This is a genomic window from Arthrobacter sp. ASL1 (genome assembly GCF_056680475.1).
The window spans coordinates 1,916,326-1,938,526 of record NZ_CM155284.1 but is presented as its reverse complement, the minus strand read 5'-3'; the positions used below and the strand labels follow the sequence as shown (position 1 = coordinate 1,938,526).

Genomic DNA, 22,201 nt, shown 5'->3' with positions numbered 1-22,201 from the left:
TTCCACGGTCCAGGGTGACGGGTCTCACCTCCACCGGGAGGCCCTGGTTGCCCGGACCGGTCCCATCCGAAACACTGGGGCATGGCTTCTTCCCGGTACGACCTGCACACCCGGTGGAGTCTGTGCGCCCCCGTCCAGCAGGTCTGGGAGGTCATGGCCGATCCGCGGATGAGCTGGCCCGACTGGTGGCCGCAGTGCACCGCCGATGCAGCGGTCACCGAGCCTGCGGTCGGCGATGGGCTGGTCGGCAGCACCGCCCGCGTCGCGTTCCGCGCCGGGCCCGGCTACACCCTGCACCTGTCGATCCAGCCCACCCGCGTCCAGGCGCCGCACTTCATCGAGTTCGACGCCGGGGGAGACCTGTCGGGGATCGGGCGGGTCGTCCTGGTGGCGGTGGACGCCGGCCGGACGGCGGTGCACATCCACTGGCGGGTCCGCCCCACGCGCCGGTGGATGCTCCTCCTGTCCCCGGTGGCCCGCCCCGTGTTCGCCGCCGCGCACGCCGCGGTGATGCGGCGCGGCGAACGCGGGCTGCGCGCATTCCTGGGGAACCGTCGCGGCTGATGCCGGCGCCGTGCCGTGGGTCGAACCGAACCCGGCGGCCAGAGAGTCGGATGCGGATGGCAGCATGGGTCCATGACGATGCCCCACCGCTCCATGCCGCCCCTGAACGCCTCCGAACGCGACACCGCCGACGGGTGGCTCGACTACTACCGCTCGACCCTGCTGCTCATCTGCCAGGGGGTCGACGACGAGTCGCTGCGCAGCACCCCGGCAGGACCCTCGGCCTTGAGCCTGCAGGGATTGGTGCAGCACCTGGCGGAAGTCGAACGGAACTGGTTCCGCCGCGTCCTCGCCGGGGAGGATCTTCCGTCCATCCACCCGGGCGGCAGGACACCCGAGGGGCACGACGGCGGATTCGATGTCGATCCCGGTACCTCCTTTGCGGTGGTCGTCGAGGCGTGGGAACGCGAAGTCTCCGCGGCGCGCACGAACTGCGCGACCCGCCGGCTCGCGGACACCGCGCCGTTCATGGGCGCGGAGGTGAGCCTGCGCTGGATCTACCAGCACATGATCGCCGAGTACGCCCGGCACTGCGGACATGCGGACATCCTGCGCGAGAAGATCGACGGCGTTACCGGGGTGTGAATGGCGTGTGCCGTGCAAGAATCGGGCAGGGCCCACGGCGGGCGACGAAGGGGAGCGGCATGGTTGAACGGATCGGCATCATCGGCGGCGGCATCGTGGGCATCGCCATCGCCCGCGCCCTGGCGGCCACCGGGGACGCGGACGTGACCGTCATCGAGAAGGAACACCGGGTCGCCGCCCACCAGACGGGCCACAATTCCGGCGTCGTGCACGCCGGCCTGTACTACCAGCCCGGCTCCCTGAAGGCCACGCTGTGTGCCCGCGGCCGGAACCTGACCCGGGACTTCTGCCAGGACCGGAACCTGCCCTATCGCGAACTCGGCAAGCTCGTCGTGGCCGTCACCGAGGACGAACTCCCGCGCCTCGACGACATTGAGAAGCGCTCCCGCGAAAACCGCGTCCCCGGGCTCCGTCGGCTGACGGCGTCGCAGATGCGCGAGATCGAACCCCATGTCGCCGGCGTCGCCGCCGTCCACTCGCCCCACACCGCCGTCGTGGACTACGCCGCCATCACCGAGGCCATGGCCGACGAGGTCCGCCGGGCGGGAGGCACGATCCTGCTCGGCCAGGAGGTCACCGCCGTCGCGCCGGCGACCGGGTCGGTGACGGTCTCGACGACCGCGGCAACCCACGTCTTCGACCGGCTCATCGTCTGCGCCGGGCTCCAATCCGACGTCATCGCCCGCATGGTCGGGGCGTCGCCGTCACCGAAGATCCTGCCCTTCCGCGGCGAGTACTGGTCGATGGCGCCCGGCCGGCAGGACCTGGTCAAGGGCATGATCTACCCGGTGCCCGATCCACGCTTCCCCTTCCTCGGCGTCCACTTCACCCGGGGTGTCTACGACGACGTCCATGTCGGCCCCAACGCGGTGCCCGCCCTGGCCCGGGAGGGCTACGGGTGGGGGAGGATCTCGGTGCGGGACACCCTCGAGTCCCTGCGCTGGCCCGGGGCCCCGGCGCTGGCCCGCCAGCACTGGCTGATGGGCGTCCGCGAGATCTCCGCATCGCTCATCAAGCCGCTCTACTTCCAGCAGGCGCGGCGCTTCGTCCCCGAGCTGCGCCCCTCCGACCTGGCCGCCAAGACAGCCGCCGGCGTGCGGGCCCAGGCCTGGGACAAGGACGGATCGCTGGTCGACGACTTCGCGGTCGACCAGGTCGGCGCCGTCACGCTGCTGCGCAACGCGCCGTCCCCGGCGGCCACCTCGGCGATGGCGATCGCCGAACACGTGCTCGAACACCACCTGGGCGTTCCGCCGAGACCATGAAAGACGGGTCGGCCCTCGCATTTGGCGAGGACCGACCCGTCTTTGCTGTTGCGGCTCCTATTAGGCCCCGACCATGTCGTTGTCGAGGGTTGGCGCGTTCTTCTTGGCGTTGGCCCGATGCCGCAAGTGCTGGATCATCGTGATGACCAACGCGATGGCCAGCAGTCCATAGAGGGTGAGCGTGACCGGGCTGTCGACCAGGATCCCCAGGTCGCCTTCGGAAACCGTGAGTGCGCGTCGCAGCTCGGTTTCCGCCAACGGGCCGGGGATCACCGCGATCAACACCGGTGCCAGGGGGAGCTTATAGCGGCGCATCAGGAAACCCAGAAGTCCGATCGCCAAGAGGATCCACAGATCGACCAGCGAGGAACTGATCGCATAGACGCCCATGGGACCTCGTCGGCCACGCGACGATTTTCCGAACCGTTGGCGAACAACGGAAGTGCCCGTCCGGATGTTCCGGACGGGCACTTCCACCTCGGCGGCAGCGGCGGGGTTGCTCTGCCGCCTGCCGCTGCCGCCTGTCTAACGCGCCTTGACTGTGAGGACCGGTCCTGCGGCGTCGATGAGGATCCGCTGAGCATGGCTTCCCAAGAGGAGCTTTCCCACGCGGGAACGGCGCCGCAGCCCCAGGACGATCAACTCGATGTCACGGTCCTGTTCCGCCTGGAGAACCAGATCGGCGGCGTCGTGCACCGCTTCCGATGGTGGAAGGTGTCCGACGGATCGTCCCCGGGCGGAAAAGCTGTTCTCATCAATGCCCAAGAGGGCAAGGTCCATGGGGGACCTGTCGGTGTCGATGTTGGCGATGAGCAGGTCGGAGTCGAGACGATCGGCTTCCGCCGCTCCGCGGAGTACTGCGGCTCGGCCGTGGTCGGTATCTGTATAGCAGGCCAGAATGGTCATGTGTTGTCCTTTCAGGACTGGAATGGCGGTCAGATCCACCGGCCGAGCAGGCCAGGCGGAAGATCGATGGGCAACAGCGAGGGAAGCGCCAGCAGGACGATCCACAGGACAGCCGTGTAGATGATGACCGTCTTCGTCTTGGCCCGGGCAACGATCAGGAGGAAGGAGGGCACGAAGATCATGACCGCTGCCATGTATCCCACGAGGGCCGTCAGGACCAGGAACCCGCACATCCACAGGAAGGTCCTGAAGGCGAAGCCCGCCTCTTCGGTCCACCCCGGGCCGTAGCGCCTCCGTGTGCGCGGTTTCGCGTCTGCGGCCCCGAAGCCGGCGGTCCGATCGGCATCGGTTCCCGCGCTGTGACCTCCGGCCCCCGGAGCATGATGACCGGAACTGCCGAAAGCCGGGCCTGCGCTCGCCGCATGCGACGGCGCGATCGCGCCGGCGCCGTGGCTGTGGGACGAACTGGTCGTCACCAGGGCCGGACTGGCCACCTCCACGGAGGCAGTGGCGATCGCGGGCGCGTGAAGCGAGCGACGACGATTCAGGAGCTCCTGGGTGGTCAGGGCGAATCCGATCAGGAGGCCCGCCCAGCCGACCAGTTGTGGAACCAGCCGTGCCTCCGGGGAGAAAGTCGCCGAGGCCAGCAGAGACAGGGCGAAGATCGTGGTGATCACGACGGCCGTTCCCAAGGACCACCGCGAGTTCTTGAGCGGCGACTCGGCATCGATCGGGTTTTCGTCCTTTGGATCGTCGTCCCGGTCGAGGCGGCGACGGGCCCGGACCCATTTGAAGATGTTCCAGAGGATCGGCACCACCAGAATCGCGAGGAAGACCATGGTTCCCGGACGGAGCATCCACTCAAAACCGTCGTAGAGGCTATCCGTCAGGAAGTAGTAGCGCTCGAGCGGGATGGCCAGCACGAAACCGATGAGAAACGGTGCCCGGGGGAAGCCGGTCGACTTCAGGACCCAGCCGACGACGCCCAGCAGGACCATGACCCACAAGTCGCCCAGCTGTCCGCCGTCCTGGTAGGAACCGAGCAGCATGATGGCAACCAGGCCGGCCGCGAGGACGGCGAAGGGCACCTTCGTCAAGGACGACAACGGACGGACAGTCAGGAAGCATAACAGCGCGCCCAGGACCGAGGCGATGGCGAACGACCATACGATGAGATACATCAGGTCCAGGTGATCGGTGATGATGCTGGGACCGGGCTGGATGCCGTACGTCAGCAGCATGCCGAGCAGCATGGCAGAGGGGACGCCTCCGGGAATGCCGAAGAGCAAGGTGGGGATCAGGTCTCCGGCCTCGACGGAGTTGTTTGCGCTCTCCGGGCCGACGATTCCCCGCGGGTCGCCCTTGCCGAACTCGCGCTTGTCCTTGGCGGTCGCGACGGCCTGGCCGTAGGCCAGCCAGGTGCCAGCCGTGGCCCCAACGCCCGGCAGGACGCCGGCCCAGATGCCGATCAGCGAACCGCGCAGGACCTGGCTCCAGTGGGTGAGCCATTCGCGGATGCCCGCGCCCCAGCCGCCCGTGACCTTGACCTGCTGGTTATCGCCTCGGCGTTGGCTGGCGCGGGAGGCGATTTCGGCCAGGCCGAAGATTCCCAAGGCCACGGCGACGAGAGACAAGCCGTCGCCGAGGAACAAACTGCCGAAGGTGAAGCGCTCTTCGGCCGTGGTGGGGGAGGTGCCGACCATGCCAAGCATGAGTCCGAGCAGTCCGGCGATGAGGCCCTTGACGACGTTTCCGCGGGACAACACCGCTGCCAGGGAAACGCCGAGGACCGTCAGCATGAACAACTCCGGGCTGGCGAAGGAGAGCACCAGCGGGCGGGCCAGCGGGATGGCCAACGTCAGGCCAACGGCGCCGATGATTCCTCCAGCCATGGAGGACAGGAACGCGAGACTCAACGCCCGTTTGGCCTGTCCCTTGCGAGCCATGGAGTATCCGTCGAGCATGGTGACCGACGCCGAAGCCGAGCCCGGGGCACCGAGCAGGACTGCGGAAACCGTATCCGACGTGTGGACGACGGCGAGGGCGCCGATCAGCAGGGCCAGCGCAGGGGCGGGGTCCATGCCGAAGGTGATGGGCAGGAGGATGGCGACGGCTCCGGTGCCGCCGAGCCCGGGGATCAGGCCCATGACCAGGCCGGCAACGACGCCGACGAGGAGCATGAGCAACAGGGATGGGTCTGAGAGTGAGGCCAGTGCGGCCATTGCTGAATCAAGCATGGCGGTTCCTTAGTGGACTTCGATGTCGTAGGTGTTCTTGAGCAGGTCGAGAACATAGGCCTTGGTGGCTTCGGTGACGGTGTACGCCTTGGTGACACGTTCGCCGATGGATGCGTCGGCGGTGATGGGGTAGCCGCCGAGGATCTTGTCGGCCTTCTTATTGAAGGCCTTGTCACCGGCGAGGCGGTGTGCCGATGAGCGGAGCAGCTCAACGGCCTTCTCGGGTGCGTCGGCCGGAGCCCACAGCCCCTTCTGGTAGGTGTATGTCAACCCGAGCAGGGTCTTGTAGGCCTCGAACTTGGGGCCTTCCGGTGCCTTGCCGTGGAGTTTTTCGTAGGCTTCCGCCACCGTCGGCACGTCGGGAAAGTTCGGGTCCCTGACAACCTCGCCGGAGGCATCCAGCTGGCCGAAGGACATCAGGACCACAGCTTTTCCCTCTTCCGCGATGCCCTCGACGGCAGATGCGTACGCCGACGTCGTCGTGTAGTCGATGTCGACTTCTCCCCGCTGGAGGGCTAGATTGACCGGGCCCCGGCCCTCGAACCCGAAGGTTGCACTGGTTTCGGCTTCGAGCAGGTCGAAGGCAACCAGCGTGGTCAAATCGAGTCCCGTGGCGGTGATCCCGCCGAACACCAGTGGCTTCTTGCGGCCAATGAGATCCTTGAGTGAGTTCACGCCGGCACTCTTGCGGGCGTAGATCACACCTCCGGTCCCGTTCACCAGGATGGGTGTCAGGGAATCGAACGAATAGCGTACGGCCTCGCGGCCGAGAACCCAGGGGACGACGGTCGTGGCCGTCGATACCAGGAGTTCGGTACCGTCCTTCTCCGCCGAACTCTTGAAGTGGTTGCTCCCGGTGATGCCTTCGCCGCCCGATTCGTTGGTGGGCGCGAATCCCGGAACGCCCGGGATGAAGTGGACCAGCTCGGTGCCGATGAAACGGGCCCATGTGTCGGTTCCGCCGCCTTCGGCCAGGGGGATGACGACCTTGAGGGTCTCGCCGGCGAAGTCCCCGTCTTCGGTCGTTGCCGGAGGATTGAGCAGGCTTCCGCCAGCCACCGATGTGCCGAGCCCCAGGATGGCGAAAAGTCCGACGGCCGTGAGCACTGTTCGGCGGGAGTGCTGCGGCGGTTCGGCCCATTCGTCCAGCGGTGCCAGGCCGCCATCTCTTGGATTGTCGTTCTGCGGTTCGATGGTGGAATCGGCTGGCATGGTGCCCTCCCTGGAGTCAAACGGTGCGGCTACGGTGCCGCTGAGTGGGGGTAGGGGAAGTTCGGCGGTGGCGAGGAGGCGGGCGGTACGGGTGGCACCCACCACGTCGTCGCCGTCGAGGGACCGACGCCACGTTTCGATGACGCCGGCGGGCGTGTTGAAGCGGACTCCGGAATCGATCGGAGTGACGAGGGCATCGGCGACAACGGTTCCTGCGTTGGCTGCTGCCAGGGTCAAGCCGATGCTCCCCGTGATGGCCAACGCCGGGTGGGGACGGCCCATCGACAGCATCATGACGTTGAGATCGGCGTCGTCCGAAGCCGGCAGCGGGGAGACGATGGCCATCTTCGGGATGGCGCGGGCGGCTTCCGATGTGGTGGACGCGAGCCCCATGGCCACGGCAGCGGACCGGCGTATGCCTTCCAGGCGCTCCAGCTCGGGGAGCGCCTCGACGGGCCAGTCGGCGAAGCCCATGCCGCCGAGTCGAGCGGTGTGGGACGTGATGACTACCAGCGGTGCGCCCGCGTCGATGAGCGTTGCCGTCACGACTTCGCCGTCGACGGCGAGCCGATCCGTGGTTCGCCCGGTCGGGAACAATGACCCGGTGCTGCGGCCCGCCGGATTCACAAAACCGAGTCCTACGGCGGTTCCCGGGAAGGGGACTCCGGGGATCATCGTGTCCTCGGTCGCTACCCACCGTCCATTCGGTGTGGCGATGCGTTCGACGATGACCTGATCCGAGTTCGTGTTATGGATCCTGACCAGGGTCTCGTCTCCAGTTGGCGAGACCCAGCCGGCATCCACTGCATAGGGGGCGACGACGGCCGAACAATTGCCGCAATTGCTGCCCCAATCCACCGTTGCGTCATCGATGCCGACCTGCGCGAAGGTGTAGTCGACATCGATTCCGGGTCGACTGGAAGGGGACACAATAACTGCCTTGCTCGTAGTGGAGGTAGCGCCTCCAACACCGTCGACCTGCCGCGGGTCGGGGCTGCCGAAGAGGCGCAGCAGCGCGTCGTCGACGGTGTAGCCGGGTACGGACAGCGCCTCGCGCTCGAATACCCAGCATTTGCTGGTGCCGCCACGCATCCACGCGGCTCTGATGGTTGGAATCGTACTCACCCAAATCTACAAAGTTGTGGGAACGATGGCTAGGTATGACGCAGCGCACGTTCCGGGTCGACTTCGATCATGGGCGTCTAGTGAATGTAATACCAGTTACAAAAACTGGCCTACGCTGTAGCCTTGCTTCAACCACCGAATCGACGGTGATGTACTCGCGGACCGGTGCGGAATTCTCGGACACTGTCAGGGTTGCCCGGCCGTGGGTCTTTGTGGCCATGTAGCCAAAAACTTCGAACTTCAATAGGTTGAAGCATTGCTAAAGGGAGGCGACGTGCTGGATATCAAAAGACTTCAGGTTCTGCTGAAAGTCGTGGAGGCGGGGTCCGTGACCGCTGCCGCCGATGAGTTGTTCTACACGCCGTCGGCGGTGTCCCAGCAATTGCGAAAGCTGGAGGAGGAAGTGGGGCAACCACTACTGCAGCGACGCTCGCGTGGCATGGTTCCGACCGATGCCGGCCACGTTCTGGCAGAACATGCCAGATCCATTCTGAGCAGGATGGACGCCGCCATCGCCGATCTGGACCAGATTGCCGGCCTGAAGCGCGGCAGCTTGAGCATCGGCACGTTCCCAACGCTGGGAGGGTCGTTTCTGCCGCTGGTGATCAGCAGCTTCCGGCGTGAATATCCTGCGATCGAACTTGATGTCCGCAGTAGCCGCATTGATGGGTTGATCGGCCTGTTGTCCAGGGGAGAGGTGGGTCTCTGCCTGCTCTGGGAGTACGACTGGCACCCGTTGGATGCTTCGGTGTTCGAACTGACTCCGGTCTTCGAGGAGCCCACCGTGCTGGTTGTGGGAACCGAGCATGCCCTAGCTGGGCGCGAGGATGTCAGGATGGGGGAGCTGGCCGACGAGCAATGGATCGTGCGGGCCAATGAGCATCCGGTGGCCGAGGTGTTGGAGCGGTCCTGTCGTGCCGCCGGTTTCTCCCCCGGGATCTCCTTCCAGGCCAATGACTACCAAGAGGCCCAGGCGATGGTCAGTGTGGGGCTGGGGATCGCCTTGGCACCGCAAAGTGCCGTGGTCAACCAGCATCCCGGAGTGCGCATCCTGCGCCTGGGGCACAGCGTGCCTGCACGGCGGGTCGTGTTGGCACAGCGTCACGATCGGGTCCGCGCGCCCGCCGAGGTCGCATTCCAGCGGCTGCTCGTCGAAACGGGCAAGGATTGGTCCTGGGGCCGTTGACAACCCCGCTGGTCAGGGCCGGCTCAGTGGCGGGAAACGCTCGCCGCGAGCCCGGCGACCACGCCGAGTAGCCGGGCCGCGCTGAACTCCTCTGGTCGACGAACGACGTCCATGGCCGCGCCGTAGATCAGTGATGCAAGCACCGAGCGCAGGGCTTCCGGCTCCACACCTGCGGCGTCGGAGACCCGCGCGGCAATCGGTTCCATGCGGGCCGCGTATGCATCGAGTGCCGTGTTGATGGGGCCCCGGAACTCGTCGGCGTGACGCGCAAAATAGAACTGGAAGATGAGGTCGACTTCGCCACGCTGGGTCTGCAGTCCCTCAAGTTCTTCCGCCATCATCGCGTTGAGGGCGTCGGATGGTCGCAAGTTGTCGCCGAATCCCGGGGGAGGCCCGTCCAAGGTGGTCTCCAGCAAACGTGTCAGCAGTGCATGGAGGAGACCTTCCTTGGAGTCGTAGTAGAAGTAGACCAGGCCGATCGACAGGCCGGCCTCGGCCGCCACTGTCCTCACCGTCACCGACTCGACGCCGCCGTGCAGCGCCACCGATTTGGCGGCCCTGACGATGTCGCTGCGACGCTCGCCCTCTGGCTTCTTGATTCCCACCATGGACCCACAGTATCGGCTGGGATGGTGCATGGTGGTTGCGTCATATCGAACCTTAGTTCAATATAGGATTATGGCCTCCATCACACCCATGACCAACGGGACGAATCCCGCAGTTGATTCCGCGGATCTCCGGGACCAAGACGGAGCCGGTCACCTTGGGGGCCGGCTGGCCGCGCTGGTCGCCTCGTCCGGCGGGCTCGGTTTGACGACCATTCGCAGCCCCTTCGACGACACGGTCGTCGGTAGCCTGCCGCTGTCCAGCGACGAGGACGTCGACGCGGCGTTCCGTGCGGCCCGTGCGGCGCAACGGGACTGGGCCGCACGGCCGATGTCCGACCGGGTGGGGGTCTTCCGGCGGTTCGCCGAACTCGTCCTCGACGAGCGCTCGGCCTTGCTCGACGTCATCCAGCATGAAACCGGAAAGGCCAGGTTGAGCGCCTTCGAGGAGGTCGCCGACGTCTCGCGGTGGGCCAGCTATGCTGCCCATAGCGGGCCGGGGCATCTGCGCGAACGACGTCGGCCCGGAGCCTTCCCGGTCCTGACCCGCACCCACGAGCGCTTCGTTCCCCGCGGGGTCGTTGGCATCATCACCCCGTGGAACTACCCGTTCACCCTCCCGGCGGGGGATGCGATTCCCGCCTTGTTGGCGGGCAACGCCGTCGTCCTCAAGCCGGATTCCCAGACGCCGCACACGGCCCTGTACGCGTTGGAACTGCTACGCCGGGCGGGGCTCCCCGACGACCTGATGCAGATCGTGCTGGGCGCCGGATCCAGGATCGGCCCGGCCATGATCGAGCGGTCCGACTTCATGATGTTCACCGGGTCCACCGAAACGGGCCGGGCCGTTGCCGAGGCGTGCGCGGCGCAGCTGATCGGGTTCTCCGCCGAACTCGGTGGCAAGAACCCGATGCTGGTCCTCGCGGATGCCGACACCCAACGGGCTGCGGCCGGCGCCGTCAACGCCTGCTTCTCCAACTCCGGCCAGCTCTGCATCAGCATCGAGCGGATCTACGTCCACCGCGACGCCTGGGACGCGTTCGTCCCGGCCTTCCTGGAACACGTACGGGCCATGCGCCTGGCACCCGGACTCGGATGGGACCCGGACATGGGGTCGTTGGCCGGCCCCGACCAGCTCCAGAAGGTATCGGCCCACGTCCTCGACGCCGTCGAACTAGGGGCCACGGTGCTCACCGGCGGCAAGGCGCGTCCCGACCTCGGCCCCTACTTCCACGAGCCGACCGTCCTGACAGACGTCCGGCCCGGGATGGCGGTCGCACGGGAGGAGACGTTCGGACCGGTGGTCAGCGTGTATTGCGTCGACTCGGACGAGGAGGCCATCACCGCAGCCAACGACACCGAATACGGGCTCAATGCCAGCGTCTGGTCCCGGCGCCGGGGGCCGGCCGTGGCCCGCCGCCTGCAGGCCGGGACCGTGAACATCAACGAGGGCTACGCCGCGGCGTGGGCCTCCCACGCATCGTCCATGGGCGGGATGAAGGCCTCGGGGATGGGGCGCCGCCACGGGGCCGAGGGCTTCCGGAAATACACCGAGCCGCAGACCACCGCGGCCCAACGACTCGTCCCGGTGGGCGGCCCTCCCGGGCTGGGACACGAACGGTGGTCGCAGGTCCTGTCCGCTGGCGTCCGCATCCTCAACCGCTTCAGCTGAACCAGGAGAAACCATGCGCCACCCCCTGAAGAATGAAACCGTCCTGATCACCGGCGCCGGCAGCGGCATCGGGCGCCTCATGGCGCTCGGTGCCGCACGGCGCGGGGCCCGGATCGTCATCTGGGACCTCAACGCAGCGGCCGGCGACTCCGTCCGGGACGAGATCCGGGCCACCGGCGCGAGCGCCGAATCGTACGCCGTCGACGTCTCCGACCGTGCAGCCGTCCAGACCGCCGCCGCGGAAACCGGCCCCGTCGACGTCGTGGTCAACAACGCCGGCGTCGTCACCGGCAAGCGGCTCATGGACGCCCCCGACGAGGCCATCGAGCGGACCTTCCGGATCAACGTGCTGGCCCTGTACTGGGTGACCAAGGCGTTCCTGGGCGGCATGATCGAACGTCGCCACGGCACCGTCGTCACCGTGTCCAGCGCCGCCGGCCTGGTGGGGGTGGCGAAGCAGACCGACTATTCGGCGAGCAAGTTCGCGGCGTTGGGGTTCGCCGAATCACTGCGCGTTGAAATGGCCAAGGACTCCACGGGGGTGAACTCGCTGGCGGTCTGCCCGTACTACATCGACACCGGCATGTTCGAGGGCGTGGCCACGAAGTTCCCACTGCTGCTGCCGATCCTCAAGCAGGACTACGTGGCGAATCGGGTGCTGGACTCCATCGAGGCCGGGAAGAAGCAGCTGATCATGCCGCGGGCGGTCCACGCCCTGTCGCCGGCCCGCGTGCTGCCGGTACCGGTCTTCGACAAGCTGGCCAACTTCCTCGGCGTGAACAACACCATGGACCACTTCGTGGGCCGGGCCGGGAACGTCGCCAAACACTGACGGGGGACGCCGTCGCCTGCCGGGTTCAGGCCACCACGCCGCGGGTCGCCCGGCCGGCCTCATCCAGCAGCCAGCCCACCCGCTTGGGGTAGGCCAGGGCCACGGTGCTTTCGGCGAACCGGATGTCGGGGATCTTCTGCGTGAGGGCCAGCTCGACCTCCATCACCTCCGCCACGGACCGCAGCCAGAGGACGAAGGTGAAGTTGGTGGTGCCGGTGGTGGAGGCGCACAACCGGAGGTTCGGGAACGATCGGAGCACCTCAGCAGCCCGCTCGTGCTGGCCGGGTGGGACGCGGGCGAACCACTGGCAGCTGACCGGGAAGGCCGAATCCTGTTGGGCCAGTTCGCACCTGAAGGACAGCACATTGCTGGCCAGCAAGCGGTTCAGGCGCCGGCTGACCGTGGTGGGGTGGACCCCCAGGTCCCGGGCAATATCGGTGGCGCTGGCCCGCCCGTCCCGGATCAGGCACTGCACCAGCTGTTCGTCGGCGGGTGTCAACGGGCGGGTTTGGGTGGATGTGGATGGGACGAGTGCCTGGAACGCCGCCCGTTGCTTCCGGTTCAAGGCGTCCAGACGCCAGACGTGGCCCTCGGAATGGACGCGGGAGCAGATGGAAGCCTCGTACTTGGTGACCCCCGGAATGCCGGCGATCTGCGGCACCACCCGGCTGCCGAGCGCCGCGAGCGACTCGGTCTGGACGATGAGCATCAGGTCCCGATTGCGGGCCGATTCGAGCACCGAGACGACTTCGCGCATCGCGCAGAGGGAGCGGATGACCTCATCGCGCCCGGCCAGGGTGCACTCGAGATCGAAGAACGACAGCGTCGATTCCATGGAGGTGCTGATCGTATTGGCGGTCACCCAGGACAGGCCCGCGGACCGCAGCCGTTGCCACCGCGAGGCCAGCGTCGTGGGGTGGGAATCGAGGATCCTCGCTGCATCGCTCCAGCTCACGCGCGGGGCGATCTGCAGGGCGTGGATGAGTTCCAGGTCGTCTTCGGTGACGTCCACGATATGGCCTCCCGTGCAGTATTCGTTTCCAGAACGCTGCCTGCGTGCAGTTTTCCAGTGATTTCGGATCCAATCTACAGCCAACACATACGCTCGTCCGGACTGAGATCCACCTCACGTAAGGACTGCTGCATGACGTACCTCGAGACCGCCACCCAGATGAAGCCGGAGCTGGTCCGGCTGCGCCATGCGCTGCACCAGGAACCTGAAATCGGACTCGACCTGCCCCGTACCCAGGACAGGGTTCTGACCGCACTGGACGACCTCCCCCTCGAGACCACGCTGGGTCGCGGACTGACGTCGATCGGCGCCGTGCTCCGGGGGACCGGAAACCAGCAGGAGCCGAAGGATCGCGACCGCCCGGTCGTGCTGCTGCGCGGGGACATGGACGGCCTGCCCGTGCAGGAACGCGCCGACGTGCCCTATGCCTCCAGGGTCGAGGGGGCCATGCACGCCTGCGGGCATGACCTGCACACCGCCATGCTCACCGGCGCCGCCCATTTGTTGGCCGCGCGCCGGGACCGGCTCCCCGGTGACGTCGTCTTCATGTTCCAGCCCGGTGAGGAAGGCCTCAACGGTGCAGGGCACATGATCGATGAGGGCATCCTCGACCTGGCCGGCCGGCGGGCCGACGCAGCCTTCGGCATGCACGTGTTCTCCGGGCTCGTCGACCACGGGACCTTCGTGACGCGCCCCGGCATCATGATGTCGGCCTCCGACACGCTCATCGTCACCGTCCGGGGCACCGGCGGCCACGGGTCGGCCCCCTACAAGGCCAAGGACCCCATCGCCGTGGTCACCGAGATGATCTCGGCCCTCCAGGTTGCGGTGACCCGGCAGTTCGACATCTTCGACCCCGTCGTCATCACGGTCGGACTGCTCCGCGCCGGGACGGCGTCAAACGTCATCCCCGACTCGGCCTACTTCGAGGCCAGCGTCCGCACTTTCTCCGCGGCGTCCCGAGAGCGCCTCCAGGAACTCGCGCCCCAACTGCTGGGGGGAATCGCCCGCGCCCATGGCTTGGATGCCGACGTCGAATTCCGTCCACGCTATCCGGCGACCATCAACAACGACGCCGAGGCCCGTTTCGTGGACGCGACAGCCAGTGAACTGTTTGGGCGGGGGCGGATGATCAGCATGAAACAACCGCTGGCCGCCTCCGAGGACTTCTCCCGGGTGCTCCAGCATGTCCCGGGGGCCTTCGTCGGCCTCGGAGCGGCGGCCCCCGGGGCCGATCTGGACGCCGTCGAGTTCAACCATTCCCCCTATGCGATGTACGACGACGGGGTGCTGGCCGACGGTGCTGCACTCTATGCGCAGCTGGCCGAGTCCCGCTTGCAGCAGCTCGCCACGGAATCCCGCGGGCAGATCGTCGAAGGGGCGGGCACGAAGTGAGCACGCTGACCACCAAGCGCCCCGGGGGAATGGACCGGTTCCTCTCCGGCATCGAACGGATCGGCAACAAGCTGCCGGACCCCTTCATGCTCTTCCTGATCCTCTTCGCCCTCACGGCGGTGGCCTCGACCGCCATGTCGTGGGCCCACGTCAGCGTCCAGCTTCCCGGCAGTGACGAGGTCACCGCCATCAAGGGCCTGTTCACCGCCGAGGGCCTGACCTGGCTGACCACCAACATCGGCACCAACTACCTGGGGTTCCCGCCCCTGGCCACCGTATTGCCGATCCTGCTGGCCGTGGGGGTCGCGGAAAAGTCGGGTCTCCTGGCCGCCCTGATCCGCAAGGGCTTCGGCTCTGCACCCCGATGGGCCCTGCCCTACGCCGTCGGGGTCGTCGGGGTGACCGGGTCCATCATGGCCGATGCCGCCTTCGTCGTCATCCCACCGCTGGCAGCCCTCGTGTTCAAGGCCGCCGGACGCCATCCCGTGGCCGGGCTGATGGGTGGGTTCGCCGCCGCCGGCGCGGGCTACTCAACCAACTTCCTGGTCACCAGCCTGGACGCACTGTTCTCGGGGATCACGACGGCGGTCACCGCGTCGATGCCCAACGCCGGCGCCGTGGTCACACCGGTCTCGAACCTCTTCTTCAACATCGTCTCCTCCTTCATCCTCATGCTCCTGGCCGGATTCATCATCGACCGGATCCTGGAACCGCGGCTGACCCGCCAGGGGGTGCCCACGGAACAGCGGGACGCCGAAACCGGCGAGGTCGAGGAGTTCGGGACCCTGGACCCCGATCTGACCAGCAGCGAATCGCGGGCCCTGAAAATGGCCATGCTTTCCGGCGTCGTGCTGGCGGTGCTGATGGTGGTCGCCGCCCTGGTTCCGGGGTCTCCGTGGCGCAACGAGGACGGTGGCTTCCTGCCCAAGTCGCCACTGCTGCAATCCATTGTCTTCATCGTGTTCTGCATGTTCACGGTCCCGGGCCTCGTCTACGGGCGGTTGGTCGGCACCATCCGCCACGGCAAGGACGTGCCGAGGGTGATGGGCGAGGCGGTCCGCGACATGACCGGATTCCTGGTGCTGGCGTTCATCCTGGGGCAGTTCATCGCCCTATTCAACTGGTCGGGCATCGGCCAGTGGATCGCGGTCGCCGGGGCTGGTGGGCTGGAATCGATCGGACTCACCGGGTATCCGGCGATCATCGCCTTCATCATGCTGGCCTCGGTGCTGAACCTCTTCATCATTTCGGGGTCGGCCATGTGGACGCTGATGGCCTCGGTCTTCGTCCCGCTCTTCGTGCTGCTGGGATACGAGCCGGCCTTCATCCAGGCGGCCTTCCGGGTCGGGGACTCGGCGACCCAGGTGATCACGCCGTTGAACCCGTACATGATCGTGCTGCTGACGATGCTGCGCAAATATGAACCCCAGGCGGGGCTGGGCACCTTGATGGCGCGCATGCTGCCGTTCGTCATCCCCTTCTGGGTCGCGTGGGTCGGCGTCCTGAGCGTGTTCTTCTTCCTGGACCTGCCGTTGGGGCCGGGAAACGGGATCTTCCTGGAGCGTTAGCCCCGGGCCCGGGTAAGCCTGGCGGGGGAACGCATCGATAGCATGTCCTCATGAACGACGTGATGACGCTGCGCTTCCTCGCCGCACCGACCGATGTGTCCGAAGACGGTGTCACCGTCCAGGCCGGGCGGGTGCTCGAGTGGATCGACAAGGCCGGGTACGCCTGCGCCGTGGGCTACAGCGGCGGCTATTGCGTCACCGCCTACGTCGGGAACGTGCACTTCACCCGGCCGATCCGCAACGGCGACCTGATAGAGGTCACCGCACGCATCGTCCACACCGGACGCAGCAGCATGCAGGTCGTGGTCACCGTCGATGCGGCCGACATCCGGGAGCGGGTCTTCCGCCCGGCGATGGACTGCATCCTGGCCTTCGTCGCAATGGACGAGCAACGCCGTCCCACGCCGGTGCCCCCGTGGCGGCCCTCCGACCCCGAGTCGGAGCAGCTCTCCCGGGGTGCGGCCGAACGCATCGTGGCCCGGTCGGGCATCCGCGACCTCATGCGCGCCCAGGAGTACACGGACGCGGGGACGACGCCGAGGCAACGGTTCAGGTTCCTGGCCTCGCCCACCGACGTGAACTGGGGCGGCAATGCCCATGGCGGAATCGTCATGCGCTGGATCGACGAGGTGGCCCGCGCCTGTGCGATGGGGTGGTGTGGTGACGACGCGGTGGCCGTCTACTCCGGTGGCATCCACTTCCTGAATCCCATCCACATTGGCGACGTCGTCGAACTTGAGGCGCGGCTGATCCACACCGGCCCGCACAGCATGCACATCGCCGTGCACGTCAGGGCCCGCGATCCGCGCTCCGTTGACTGGCGCGAAACCACGCAGTGCATGAGCGTATTCGTGACCCGGGACGACCAGGGCCGCGCCTCCGCGGTCCCGCAGCTGGTCCCCGTCAGCGATGAGGACCGTGCCCTGGACGCTCACGCGGTCGATCTCGTCCGCCTCCGCAGCGAGCTGGAACCGCTGCAGTTCGCCTCCGCGCGGGTCTACTGAGCCGACCTCAAGCGCGGATGAAGATGGCGCTGGCGCGCGCGGAGTCGGTCCCCGTTTGGGTCACGGACTGGATCATGTACCAGTACGTGTGCCCGGGGACCGCGCCGGCGTCGAGCCACGACTGGGTCGCCGCCGTACGGCGTCGGACGGCGCGGAGATTCGTGGCGGTGGACTGGATGTAGGGCACCACGGAGCCGGTCGACTCCCACCGCCAGATGGCGATGTGCTTGATCGGTTCGCCGTTGGAGCTGGAGAGCCACGTCAGTCGGACGCCGGTGCCCTCCCGGACCGCCCGGGTGATGACGGGCGTGTAGGGGCGGGACGCATTCAGCTGGGCAAACTGCACCGGCAGCGCCGGTCGGGCATAGTGGCGGGCCTTGAGGATGCCGATGGCGTTGATCTTGTTCGCCCGGAACGCCGTGGTGTTGTAGTACGCCTGGCCACGCACCGCGGGCAGGGAGCGTCCCCGAGTGAGGTGGTCGCGTAGCTCATTCGGGTCCCGCCAGGCTGCCGTCGCGGGGTCACCGACCTTGTAGGCGGCCTCGCCCGTGAAGAGCTTCACAGTGGTCCCGGTGACCTGCTTGGCCCACCAGCTGACCAGCACGTTGTAGTCCGCCGGCTTGTACCCCTGGTACCAGTAGAGCTGGGGGAGGATGTAGTCCACCCAGCCGTCGCGGACCCAGCGGCGGGTGTCGCTGTAGAGCGCCGAGTAGCTCTCCAACCCGCTCGTGGCCGAGCCGAGGGAGGTGCTGGTGTTGTTGCGCCAGATCCCGAACGGTCCGATGCCGAAGACCACCCGGCGCTTGGCCGCCTTGATGGCGGCGTAGGTGTCGCGCACGAACAGGTTGATGTTGTCGATCCGCCACCGGGCGACCGTTGTCCAGGAGCCGCGGTAGGCGGCATAGGCGGCACCGTCCGGAATGCCGGCACCGGCGACCGGATAGGGGTAGAAGTAGTCGTCGAAGTGGATGCCGTCCACATCGTAGCGTTTGACGAGATCGACGACGACGGAGCTGATATAGGCGCGCACCGCGGGAATTCCCGGGTTGTAGTATCGGCGGCCACCGTAGGCAAAGGACCAGCTGGGGTGCTTGCGGGCCGGGTGGTCGGCCACCAGGGATGACAGGCTCGTGTCCATCGCCACCCGGAAGGGGTTGATCCAGGCGTGCAGGGCGAGGCCGCGGCGGTGCGCCTCGCTGATGGCGTAGGCCAGGGGGTCGTAGCCGGGGTCCTTTCCCTGCGTGCCGGTGAGGTAGCGCGACCACGGTTCGCCCAGGGTGGCCCGCCACATCCGGTCGGCCGCAGGACGGACCTGCAACAGCACTGCGTTCAGGTTGCGTGCGACGGCGAGGTCCAGGATCGAGCGCAGTTCGGACTGTTGCGTGGACACGCTGAGCCCGGCCTTCGACGGCCAGTCGATGTTGACCACGCTGGCGACCCAGAGGCCGCGGAATTCGCTCCGCGGGTAGACCGCGCTGGCACCGGAGTTGCGGCCGGAGACGGTGTAGACCTTGTTGCGGGTGACCGCCGCGTTGGCAGGGGATATGGGCAGTCCGGTGGCCAGCGCGGCCCCGGCAACGACCGCCGCGGACAGGACCGTTCTCCGGGTGGGACGTTCTCGAACGACGGGTAGCTGATCCATGGCAGGGCCTCCGACGACGGCTCCTGGAGCGGATCCTTCCGGAACCAGGGCACCGGTTGACACGGATTTTACACCCGTGTCGGCGGTGACGGTAGGTGCCCGGGGAAAGCCGCGGACCCAGGGCGCCCGTTCAGACGGTGGAGGGGACCGCCACGTGCAGGATCTGCTCAAAGAAGCCGGCCAGTTCGTCGTGGGCGTCCAGGGGGAGGACGTGTGCGACGTACTGGTCGGGGCGCACCACCACGAGGGCGCCGCGGGTGCGGTCGATCCCCCGGACGTCGAAGATGTCCTCGCCGGAGACGGGATCGGCGGTGAACGCCTTCTCGTAGTCGGTCAGACCGAGCGCACCCGTGGCCGGTAGCAGCAGCGGGTGCAGTTGGTCCACGGAGACGTCCCGGTTGCCCTGCTGGTAGACGGCCCGCACATCGAACACCGCATCCGGCTCCGCGCCCGCGGGCGTGAACCGCTGTAGGGGTGAATCCCCGGAGGTGGCCAGGAAATCCAGCAAGCCAGAAGCCGCCGATCCACCGTCGTCCGGGCGGGCCGCATCGGCCAGGATGTAGAGGCGCCAGCGGCCGTCGGCCCGTGCCACGTGCCCCAGACCCAGCGGCCTGCCGTCGGCGATGCGCCGCACGGGTGCCGAGTGGAAGCGCTCGCCGACGGGGAAACCCGAGGCCAGCTGCTGGTGGTGGTCCGGGCCGGTGAGCATCGAGGGCGTGTACCGGGTGCCGAAGCCGGCAGTGAACCGCCCGGCCTGCACGAACTGGCGCTGGACTTCTGCCGGATCCACGCCCCCGGCCCCGGGATTATCGGGGTCTGCGGGTTTGGCCCCCATGGTGCGGGACCATTCGATGTCGAAGTCGATGAGCTCCTGGGCGATGACCCGGCGCTCGGCGGAGTAGGTGTCCAGCAGGGACGCGGGGCTGCGGTCCTGCAGGACGGCGGCGAGCTTCCAGCCCAGGTTGAAGCCATCCTGCATCGAGACGTTCATGCCCTGTCCGGCCTTGGCCGAATGCGTGTGGCAGGCATCACCGGCGATGAAGGCCCGTGGGCTGCGGGTGCCGCGGTCGCGCGGCAGGACGTCGTCGAAGCGGTCGGCGATGCGCTGGCCGACCTCGTAGACGGACCACCAGGCGATTTCCTGCACGTCGAGCGTGTAGGGGTGCAGGATCCGCCGGGCGGTATCGATCAGCTGGTCCGCGGTAAAGCGCCCGCGGGCATCGCGGTCGGTTGGGTCCAGCTGGCCCAGGTCCACATACAGCCGGATCATGTAGCCGCCCTCCCGCGGGATGAGGAGGATGTTGCCGCCGTCGGCCGACTGGATCGCCGCCTTGAAGCGGATGTCCGGGAAGTCGGTGGTGGCCAGGATGTCGAGCACGCCCCAGGCATGGTTGCGGGCATCGCCCTGCATCTGGGCGCCGATCGAGCGGCGCACTGCACTGCGGGCGCCGTCGCAGCCGACCACGTACTTGGCGCGCACTGCGATCTCCTCCGTCCCGCCGTCGTCAGTGGTGCGGCGCAGGGTGGCGCGGACCGGATGGTCGCCGTCGTCATCGATCTCGACGTGGGTGACCTCGAGCGCGTAGTCGGGTTCCAGGCGGCTGGGGGATTTGCGCATGTAGTCGAGCAGGAAGTCCTGCAGCCGGGCCTGGTTGATGATGACGTGCGGGTATTCGGAGAGCCCGTCGGCGACGTCCTGGACCCGGCCGCTGCGCGTGATCCGCGTGCGGTCCGTCTCGTCGGGGCGCCAGAAGACCGCCTCGTTGACCCAGTAGCCCTCTCGGACCAGCCGCTCGGCAAGGCCGAACGCGTTGAACGTCTCGATGGTCCGGCAGGCCACGCCGTCCGCGTGGCCCAGCTGCAGGGGCCCGTCGCCGCGTTCGACCACCAGCGTGCTGATGTCCGGGAATTCGGCGAGTTGGGCTGCCAGGACCAGCCCGGCCGGTCCGGTGCCGACGACCAGGACGTCGACCTCGCGGGCGAGTCCGGCATCGCGCGGGTCAGGGCGGCCCGTCGCCGTGGGACGCAGTTCGGGGTCGCCGGTGCGGTAGCCGTTTTCGTAGAACTGCATGCTGGTGGTGCTCCCGGTGCTGGTTGGTGGTGTTGCGTGCCTCACGGTGACCGTAGGGGAAGGGTGGGGCGGACCCTATAAGTTTCTGCACAGCAGAATTTACGAGGCCGGTGCTGGTCGGTGCCATTGCGCTCAGCACGGCAGGACGGCAACTGATTGACGCCCTGTCCAGTGCGGGACTCCCGCCCGCGGAATTCGGCCCGGCCATGGGCATCGCCCAGGGTGGCGGGGCGATCGCGGTGAACAACCTGCAGCAGGGCGCCCCCGGCGCGGGCGCCGGCGCGCTGGTCCTGGAAGCCCTCGGGGCGGGATTCAGCCATGCCTACCTCGTCGTGACGATCGCCGCACTGCCCGCTGCGCTGTTGAGCTGGTTTCGGCCTGCACCGCTCTCAGGAACCCGTCCATGCTGAGGCCGACGAGGTTTGGCAACGGTGGGGCCGGCCGACGGCGGCCGGTCCTACCCGTAGGATCCTGTTGTGCAGAAACGTCGGATCCACCGCAAGAAGCCCGCTTATCCGGTGGACTCCGTGGACCATGCCCTGGCGCTGCTGGAGATGCTGCGGGATTTCGGTCGTATCCGGCTCAGCGAGGCAGCTACGGAACTCGGGGTGTCGCCCTCGACGGCCCATCGGCTGCTGGCCATGCTGGTCTACCGCGGATTCGCCGAGCAGGACGCCGCCCGAGGCTACGTCCCCGGCCCGTCGCTGGGCGTCGCCCCCGCGGGGGTTTCCTGGACGGCGGAGTTGCGCCGCCGCGTCCAGCCGCACCTCGACGTTCTGGCCGGACGGCTGGACGAGGCGGTGAACCTGATGGTCCGCGCCGGGACAGAGGTGCGGTTCCTCGCGACGGTCGAGGGAACGCGGCCACTGCGCGTGGGGGATCGGCAAGGTGCTGTCATGCCCGCCGAACGTGCATCGGGCGGCAAGGCCATACTGGCCGGGATGGATCCGTCGAAGGTCGAGCAGCTCTACCGCGCCGAGGCCGGGATGGGGGGAGTGGACTTCGACGAGGCGTGGTTCGGGACCCTGGCCAAGGAGCTTGCCATCATCCGCTCGACGGGTTTCGCCGCCAACTTCGAGGGGACCGAGGACGGTGTGAGTGCGTTGGGCGTGGCCGTCCATGACGGTTCCGGTGCGCTGGTGGCCGGAATGACGGTTGCCATACCCGAAAAGCGTTTCCGCCAGGTCTTCGATGCCGGGCTGGCCGGGGAGGTCTTGCGGGCCCGGGACCGCGTCGAGGCCGAACTCGCGGACTTTGTTGCCGGCAGCGGATGACGCCGCAAGCCAACGGGCCGTGGACCGGGGCTGACCTGTTCCACGG

General features: G+C 67.5%; 19 protein-coding genes. 11 read left to right on the top strand and 8 right to left on the bottom strand.

Going from position 1 to position 22,201, the window contains the following annotated elements; translation table 11 throughout:
- The first annotated feature begins 81 nt into the window (after nt 1-81).
- The 3 genes from AC1MEQ_RS09140 to lhgO all read left to right on the top strand — a co-directional run bounded on the left by AC1MEQ_RS09140 (nt 82) and on the right by lhgO (nt 2,414).
- Nucleotides 82-564: an SRPBCC family protein gene (locus tag AC1MEQ_RS09140; protein WP_479795929.1), complete on the top strand. Its 483-nt coding sequence runs from the start codon at nt 82-84 to the stop codon at nt 562-564.
- A gap of 72 nt (nt 565-636) precedes the next feature.
- Nucleotides 637-1,149, top strand: coding sequence for a DinB family protein (locus AC1MEQ_RS09135; RefSeq protein ID WP_479795927.1), 513 nt, complete (start codon nt 637-639; stop codon nt 1,147-1,149).
- 59 nt (nt 1,150-1,208) lie between these two features.
- Nucleotides 1,209-2,414, top strand: a complete 1,206-nt coding sequence (gene lhgO, locus AC1MEQ_RS09130; RefSeq protein WP_479795925.1) for an L-2-hydroxyglutarate oxidase — start codon at nt 1,209-1,211, stop codon at nt 2,412-2,414.
- 60 nt (nt 2,415-2,474) lie between these two features.
- Here the strand turns inward: lhgO and AC1MEQ_RS09125 are convergent, their stop codons facing one another.
- The 4 genes from AC1MEQ_RS09125 to AC1MEQ_RS09110 all read right to left on the bottom strand — a co-directional run bounded on the left by AC1MEQ_RS09125 (nt 2,475) and on the right by AC1MEQ_RS09110 (nt 7,894).
- The gene (locus AC1MEQ_RS09125; RefSeq protein WP_479795922.1) at nt 2,475-2,804 is read right to left on the bottom strand and encodes a tripartite tricarboxylate transporter permease; all 330 of its coding nucleotides are present in this window, start codon (nt 2,802-2,804) and stop codon (nt 2,475-2,477) included.
- 135 nt (nt 2,805-2,939) lie between these two features.
- Nucleotides 2,940-3,320 (bottom strand): universal stress protein, encoded by a 381-nt coding sequence (locus AC1MEQ_RS09120; RefSeq protein WP_479795920.1) that lies wholly within the window; start codon nt 3,318-3,320, stop codon nt 2,940-2,942.
- Nucleotides 3,321-3,349: 29 nt separating this feature from the next.
- Nucleotides 3,350-5,557, bottom strand: a complete 2,208-nt coding sequence (locus AC1MEQ_RS09115; protein ID WP_479795918.1) for a tripartite tricarboxylate transporter permease — start codon at nt 5,555-5,557, stop codon at nt 3,350-3,352.
- Between the two features lie 9 nt (nt 5,558-5,566).
- Nucleotides 5,567-7,894: a PrpF domain-containing protein gene (locus tag AC1MEQ_RS09110; RefSeq protein WP_479795917.1), complete on the bottom strand. Its 2,328-nt coding sequence runs from the start codon at nt 7,892-7,894 to the stop codon at nt 5,567-5,569.
- Between the two features lie 274 nt (nt 7,895-8,168).
- Here AC1MEQ_RS09110 and AC1MEQ_RS09105 point away from each other — a divergent pair, with 274 nt between their 5' ends.
- The gene (locus tag AC1MEQ_RS09105) at nt 8,169-9,080 is read left to right on the top strand and encodes a LysR family transcriptional regulator (RefSeq protein WP_479795916.1); all 912 of its coding nucleotides are present in this window, start codon (nt 8,169-8,171) and stop codon (nt 9,078-9,080) included.
- A 23-nt stretch (nt 9,081-9,103) separates the two neighbouring features.
- Here the strand turns inward: AC1MEQ_RS09105 and AC1MEQ_RS09100 are convergent, their stop codons facing one another.
- Complete coding sequence (locus tag AC1MEQ_RS09100) at nt 9,104-9,688, bottom strand: TetR/AcrR family transcriptional regulator (protein ID WP_479795915.1); 585 nt, start codon at nt 9,686-9,688, stop codon at nt 9,104-9,106.
- A gap of 70 nt (nt 9,689-9,758) precedes the next feature.
- On the opposite strand from AC1MEQ_RS09100, the gene AC1MEQ_RS09095 reads away from it, so the two are divergent.
- Nucleotides 9,759-11,357, top strand: a complete 1,599-nt coding sequence (locus tag AC1MEQ_RS09095) for a succinic semialdehyde dehydrogenase (protein WP_479795914.1) — start codon at nt 9,759-9,761, stop codon at nt 11,355-11,357.
- 13 nt (nt 11,358-11,370) lie between these two features.
- On the top strand, nt 11,371-12,189 hold the full coding sequence (locus tag AC1MEQ_RS09090; RefSeq protein WP_479795913.1) for an SDR family oxidoreductase: 819 nt from the start codon (nt 11,371-11,373) through the stop codon (nt 12,187-12,189).
- A 25-nt stretch (nt 12,190-12,214) separates the two neighbouring features.
- Here the strand turns inward: AC1MEQ_RS09090 and AC1MEQ_RS09085 are convergent, their stop codons facing one another.
- Nucleotides 12,215-13,201 (bottom strand): Lrp/AsnC family transcriptional regulator, encoded by a 987-nt coding sequence (locus tag AC1MEQ_RS09085; protein ID WP_479795912.1) that lies wholly within the window; start codon nt 13,199-13,201, stop codon nt 12,215-12,217.
- A 132-nt stretch (nt 13,202-13,333) separates the two neighbouring features.
- On the opposite strand from AC1MEQ_RS09085, the gene AC1MEQ_RS09080 reads away from it, so the two are divergent.
- Genes AC1MEQ_RS09080 through AC1MEQ_RS09070 form a run of 3 tightly spaced genes read left to right on the top strand, consistent with a single transcriptional unit; the run spans nt 13,334 to nt 17,168 of the window.
- Entirely contained in the window at nt 13,334-14,596 is a 1,263-nt protein-coding gene (locus tag AC1MEQ_RS09080; RefSeq protein ID WP_479795911.1) for a M20 metallopeptidase family protein, read from the top strand.
- Complete coding sequence (locus AC1MEQ_RS09075) at nt 14,593-16,164, top strand: AbgT family transporter (RefSeq protein WP_479795910.1); 1,572 nt, start codon at nt 14,593-14,595, stop codon at nt 16,162-16,164. The genes AC1MEQ_RS09080 and AC1MEQ_RS09075 overlap by 4 nt, the downstream gene beginning before the upstream one ends.
- Nucleotides 16,165-16,214: 50 nt before the next feature.
- Complete coding sequence (locus AC1MEQ_RS09070) at nt 16,215-17,168, top strand: acyl-CoA thioesterase (RefSeq protein WP_479795907.1); 954 nt, start codon at nt 16,215-16,217, stop codon at nt 17,166-17,168.
- Nucleotides 17,169-17,175: 7 nt separating this feature from the next.
- On the opposite strand, the gene AC1MEQ_RS09065 is transcribed toward AC1MEQ_RS09070, so the two are convergent.
- Together AC1MEQ_RS09065 and AC1MEQ_RS09060 are read right to left on the bottom strand one after the other, a co-directional pair.
- The gene (locus tag AC1MEQ_RS09065; RefSeq protein ID WP_479795905.1) at nt 17,176-18,810 is read right to left on the bottom strand and encodes a glycoside hydrolase family 10-like protein; all 1,635 of its coding nucleotides are present in this window, start codon (nt 18,808-18,810) and stop codon (nt 17,176-17,178) included.
- A gap of 130 nt (nt 18,811-18,940) precedes the next feature.
- Nucleotides 18,941-20,881, bottom strand: coding sequence for an FAD-dependent monooxygenase (locus tag AC1MEQ_RS09060; RefSeq protein WP_479795903.1), 1,941 nt, complete (start codon nt 20,879-20,881; stop codon nt 18,941-18,943).
- A 110-nt stretch (nt 20,882-20,991) separates the two neighbouring features.
- Here AC1MEQ_RS09060 and AC1MEQ_RS09055 point away from each other — a divergent pair, with 110 nt between their 5' ends.
- Together AC1MEQ_RS09055 and AC1MEQ_RS09050 are read left to right on the top strand one after the other, a co-directional pair.
- Nucleotides 20,992-21,291: a hypothetical protein gene (locus AC1MEQ_RS09055; protein ID WP_479795901.1), complete on the top strand. Its 300-nt coding sequence runs from the start codon at nt 20,992-20,994 to the stop codon at nt 21,289-21,291.
- Between the two features lie 66 nt (nt 21,292-21,357).
- On the top strand, nt 21,358-22,155 hold the full coding sequence (locus tag AC1MEQ_RS09050; RefSeq protein ID WP_479795899.1) for an IclR family transcriptional regulator: 798 nt from the start codon (nt 21,358-21,360) through the stop codon (nt 22,153-22,155).
- Nucleotides 22,156-22,201: the final 46 nt, after the last annotated feature.